This is a genomic window from Acidovorax sp. HMWF018 (assembly GCF_003061035.1).
GTDB lineage: Bacteria > Pseudomonadota > Gammaproteobacteria > Burkholderiales > Burkholderiaceae_C > Acidovorax > Acidovorax delafieldii.
The window spans coordinates 1-4,622 of sequence record NZ_QAIM01000394.1 but is presented as its reverse complement, the minus strand read 5'-3'; the positions used below and the strand labels follow the sequence as shown (position 1 = coordinate 4,622).

Here is a 4,622-nt window from a genome sequence, read left to right as displayed (position 1 = left end):
CCCCAGGTGCGGTCCAGCTTGTAGCCAAACGCCTTGGGGAACCAGTAGTTGATGCCGGCAAACATGGCAAACACCACGCCGCCGATGATCACGTTGTGAAAGTGGGCGATCAGGAACAGGCTGTTGTGCAGCACGAAGTCGGCCGGGGGCACGGCCAGCAGCACGCCGGTCATGCCGCCGATGGCAAACGTCACCATAAAGGCCACGGTCCACATCATGGGCAGCTCGAAGCGGATGCGGCCCTTGTACATGGTGAACAGCCAGTTGAAGATCTTCGCGCCCGTGGGGATCGAGATGATCATCGTCGTGATACCGAAGAAGGTGTTCACGCTCGCGCCTGAGCCCATGGTGAAGAAGTGGTGCAGCCACACCAGGTACGACAGGATGGTGATACACACGGTGGCGTACACCATGGAGGTGTAGCCGAACAGGCGCTTCTTGCTGAAGGTGGCGACCACTTCGGAGAACACGCCGAAGGCCGGCAGCACCAGGATGTACACCTCAGGGTGGCCCCAGATCCAGATCAGGTTCACGTAGAGCATGGGGTTGCCGCCCAGCTCGTTGGTGAAGAAGTTGGTGCCCACGTAGCGGTCCAGCGACATCAGCACCAGCGCAGCCGTCAGCACGGGGAAGGACGCCACGATCAGTGCGTTGGTGCACAGGGCCGTCCAGGTGAACACGGGCATCTTCATCAGGCTCATGCCTGGCGCGCGCATCTTGATGATGGTCACGATCAGGTTGATACCCGAGAGCGTCGTACCCACCCCGGCAATCTGCAGCGCCCAGATGTAGTAATCCAGGCCGGTGCTCGGGCTCTGCGCCCCCAGGTTCGACAGCGCCAGCCAGCCAGAGGTGGAGAACTCACCCAGGAACAGCGACACCATCACCAGCACGGCGCCGGCCGTGGTCATCCAGAAGCTGAAGTTGTTCAGGAACGGGAAGGACACGTCGCGCGCGCCGATCTGCAGCGGCACCAGGTAGTTCATCAGCCCGGTGACCAGCGGCATCGCCACGAAGAAGATCATGATCACGCCGTGGGCGGTGAAGATCTGGTCGTAGTGGTGCGGCGGCAGGTAGCCCATGTTGTCGCCAAAGGCCATGGCCTGCTGCAAGCGCATCATCACCGCGTCGGCAAAGCCGCGCAGCAGCATCACCAGGCCCAGGATCATGTACATGATGCCGATGCGCTTGTGGTCAATGCTGCAGATCCAGTCGCGCCACAGCGGGCCCCACAGGCGGAACTTGGTGATGCCCGCCATGACGACGAGGCCGCCCAGGACCACGGCAATGAAGGTCCACAACACAATGGGCTCGTGCGCCATGGGCACGGCGTCCCAGCTCAGGCGGCCCAGCGCCCAGTGGGATGGAGAAAGGGTTTCGGAGGTCATAGGGAAGCTCATTGACGGATGCTGGCGCCGGAGGTGGAGGCCGGTGCGTTGCGGGATTCGAGTGCGGCCACCACCTGGGCAGCGTTTTGCACCGTGCAGACGTCCTGGGGCAGGTTCAGTCCCATGGCGCGCACATAGGCGTCGCCGCCCTGCGCATCAATCGCCATCATGTGGTGCATGCACATCTTTCCGTCTTCGACGCAGCGGTTGAGCACCTTGTCGTACAGGCCTTCTTCCACCGAGGCAAAGCGCTGCACCGGGTCGCGTTCGCTGGGCTTGACGAGGTTCAGGTAGGTGCCCTTGTCGAGCGGCTTGCCTTCGGTCTTGGCTTTCTGCACCCACTGGGCAAAGTCTTCATTGCTCAGGCCGTGGAACTTGAACGTCATGCCCGAAAAGCCCGCGCCGCTGTAGTGCGACGACATGCCCTTGAACACGCCAGGCTTGTTGATCACCGCGTTCAGCTCGGTCTGCATGCCGGGCATGGCGTAGATCATGCCGGCCAGGTCGGGCACGTAAAACGCGTTCATGGTGGACGTGGCTGTCAGCTTGAACAGGATGGGGCGGTCCACCGGGGCGGCCACTTCATTGACGGTGGCGATGCCTTGCTCGGGGTAGAAGAACAGCCATTTCCAGTCCATGGCCACCACCTGCACTTCGAGCGGCTTCACATCGGCAGGCACGGCGCGCTGCGCGTCGATGCGGTCGAGAGGCCGGTAGGGGTCCAGCTTGTGGGTGCCGATCCAGGTGATGGCGCCCAGCGCAATGATGATCAGCAGCGGCACCGTCCAGATCACCAGCTCCAGCGTGGTGGAGTGGTGCCACTCGGGGTCGTACTCGGCCTCGGTGTTGCCCTGGCGGTATTTCCAGGCAAACAGCAGGGTGAGCGCGATCACGGGCACGATGATGATCAGCATCAGCAGCGTGGCGGTGATGACCATCTGGCCCTGCTGGGCAGCGACGTCACCGGCCGGGTTGAGCACGACAGCCTTGCTGCAGCCTGCCAGGCTGCCCAGCGCTGTCAGGGCGAGCAGCCAGGTGGGCCCACGAAGTTGGGGAAGTTTGAGCATGTGAAGAGCGCGATCAATGCGTTTCAGGGTAAACGCGGATAACGGGATGTGTGCGAATGTACTAGCGCTAGCTTTTTTGTCGATTGGACATTTTGTCCAAGGTCAAAAGCGCAGGCTGTTTTTGCACCAATTTGGTGCAATCGAGGGCTTTGAAGGACATTTCCTGCAGCCGGCATAGTGAAACCGCACTTGTGGCCCACAGAAGTTGCGTGTAGAACAGAACGGTCTGAGTTAGCTACACAACGTCAAGGAGCCATGTTCATGAGCAGCCCCGCCACTGCCACTTACCCTGCGGCCGGTTTTCACGAAAGCGCCGCCTCTCTCTCGCGGGCTGATACGCATGAAGACGTCACCCCCAGCGAAATCGCTGTGGGCGTGATCATCGGACGCTCGTCCGAGTATTTCGACTTCTTCGTTTTCGGGATCGCCTGCGTTCTTGTCTTCCCGTCCTTCCTGTTTCCCTTCCTGTCGCGCCTGGACGGCACGCTGATGGCCTTTGCGCTGCTGGCCGTTGCCTTCGTGGTCCGCCCTGTGGGTACCGCCATCTCCATGGCCATCCAGCGGCGCTGGGGGCGGGGCACCAAGCTGACCATTGCCCTGTTTATGCTGGGCGTCTGCACGGTGGGCATGGCCTTTTTGCCGGGCTACAAGGATGTGGGCGCTACAGCCATCGTGGCGTTGCTGATCCTGCGTGTGGGCCAGGGCCTGGCGCTGGGTGGTTCGTGGGACGGTTTGCCGTCGCTGCTGGCCATGTCGGCCCCCAAGGAGCGCCGGGGCTGGTACGCCATGATCGGCCAGCTGGGCGCGCCTCTGGGCTTTGTGCTGGCTGCGGGCCTGTTTGCCTACCTGTACAGCAGCCTCACGGTGCAAGAGTTTTTGGCCTGGGGCTGGCGTTATCCGTTTTTTGTGGCCTTTGCCGCGAACGTGGTGGCCCTGTTTGCCCGCCTGCGTCTGGTGGTGGGGCAGTCGTACTCCGAACTGCTCAAGGACCGCGAGTTGCAGCCCGTGCCGGTGAGCCGCGTCATGCGTGATGAAGGCAGCAACGTGTTGCTGGGCGCCTTTGCGGCGCTGGCCAGCTTTGCACTGTTCCACCTGGTCACGGTTTTCCCGCTGTCATGGATCACGCTGTACTCCGACCAGCCAGTCACCCAGATACTGGGCGTGCAGATCGTCGGCGCGTTCCTCGCGGCGGGCGCCATCATGGTGTCCGGCTGGCTGTCAGACCACCTCGGCCGCCGCAAGCTGCTGGGCGGCATGGCGGTGCTGATTGGCGTGTTCAGCTTCATGGCGCCGGTGTTGCTCAACACCGGCGAGGTGGGTAGCACCATGTTCCTGTTGCTGGGCTTTGTGCTGCTGGGCCTGTCGTACGGCCAGGCATCGGGCACGGTCACGGCCAATTTCTCGCCGCAGTATCGCTACACCGGCGCCGCCCTGTCGGCCGACCTGGCCTGGATCATTGGTGCAGCCTTCGCACCGCTGGTGGCCCTGTATCTGTCATCGCAGTTCGGTCTGCTGGCAGTGACGGTGTACCTGCTGTCGGGTGTGGCCTGCACGCTGGGCGCGCTGAACCTGAACCGCCGCATGGAGCGGCGCGACCGCTGATGCATGGTGGCGAATTGCTATTGAATGTATAGCTGGCAGCGCATATTCCACTAGCGCTACCAGCATAAAAGGCTCAAAAAGCGCCCGGTTCTGCCGGGCGCTTTGCTTTGGGGACTTGCAAGGCACGACTCAGTCCATCGTACCGGGGCACACTGCCACAAGGGCTCAGACGCAGGCGGTCAGCGCTCCTGCGGCGTGGGTTCCAGCAGCGCATCGGCAACAAGGCGAAGTCCCACGGCAGAAGTGCAAGCCCCGCGAGACGGGGGGCTCGGGTCACGCTCAGTCCTGGGGTTTGAAGCCGATGATTATCGGCACAGAAGGCACGCGCCCGTCCACATCGCGCGGCAGCGTCTCGGTCTTGTCCAGGGCTCGCAGCACCGCGTCGTCCCAGGCCTTGTTGCCGCTGGACTGCACCAGCCGCTTGCCCACAATGGTGCCGTCGGGTGACAGGCGCACTTCCACCTCGGCACGCGGGTTGCCCGAGATCGCGTCGGGGTACACGATGTTGGGCTTGACCTTGGCAGCGACCTTGCCGCCGTAGCTGCCCGAGGGGCCCGCGCTGCGC

General features: G+C 62.9%; 4 protein-coding genes. 1 reads left to right on the top strand and 3 read right to left on the bottom strand.

From position 1 onward, the window contains the following. On the bottom strand, positions 1-1,322 hold a 1,322-nt coding region (locus DBR23_RS15630; RefSeq protein WP_369882122.1), incomplete at its 3' end, for a cbb3-type cytochrome c oxidase subunit I. A 74-nt stretch (positions 1,323-1,396) separates the two neighbouring features. Continuing rightward, positions 1,397-2,455, bottom strand: a complete 1,059-nt coding sequence (cyoA, locus tag DBR23_RS15625) for a ubiquinol oxidase subunit II (RefSeq protein WP_108498854.1) — start codon at positions 2,453-2,455, stop codon at positions 1,397-1,399. Between the two features lie 261 nt (positions 2,456-2,716). Here cyoA and DBR23_RS15620 point away from each other — a divergent pair, with 261 nt between their 5' ends. Continuing rightward, positions 2,717-4,057: an MFS transporter gene (locus DBR23_RS15620; RefSeq protein ID WP_108498864.1), complete on the top strand. Its 1,341-nt coding sequence runs from the start codon at positions 2,717-2,719 to the stop codon at positions 4,055-4,057. 279 nt (positions 4,058-4,336) lie between these two features. Here DBR23_RS15620 and DBR23_RS15615 read toward each other — a convergent pair. Next, a partial coding sequence (locus DBR23_RS15615) for an energy transducer TonB (protein ID WP_146191350.1) occupies positions 4,337-4,622 on the bottom strand: 286 nt, incomplete at its 5' end.

Bases quoted from the DNA above. Each gene is read 5' to 3' on its own strand.
- cyoA (WP_108498854.1), bottom strand. From the start codon at position 2,455: ATGCTCAAACTTCCCCAACTTCGTGGGCCCACCTGGCTGCTCGCCCTG.
- DBR23_RS15620 (WP_108498864.1), top strand. From the start codon at position 2,717: ATGAGCAGCCCCGCCACTGCCACTTACCCTGCGGCCGGTTTTCACGAA.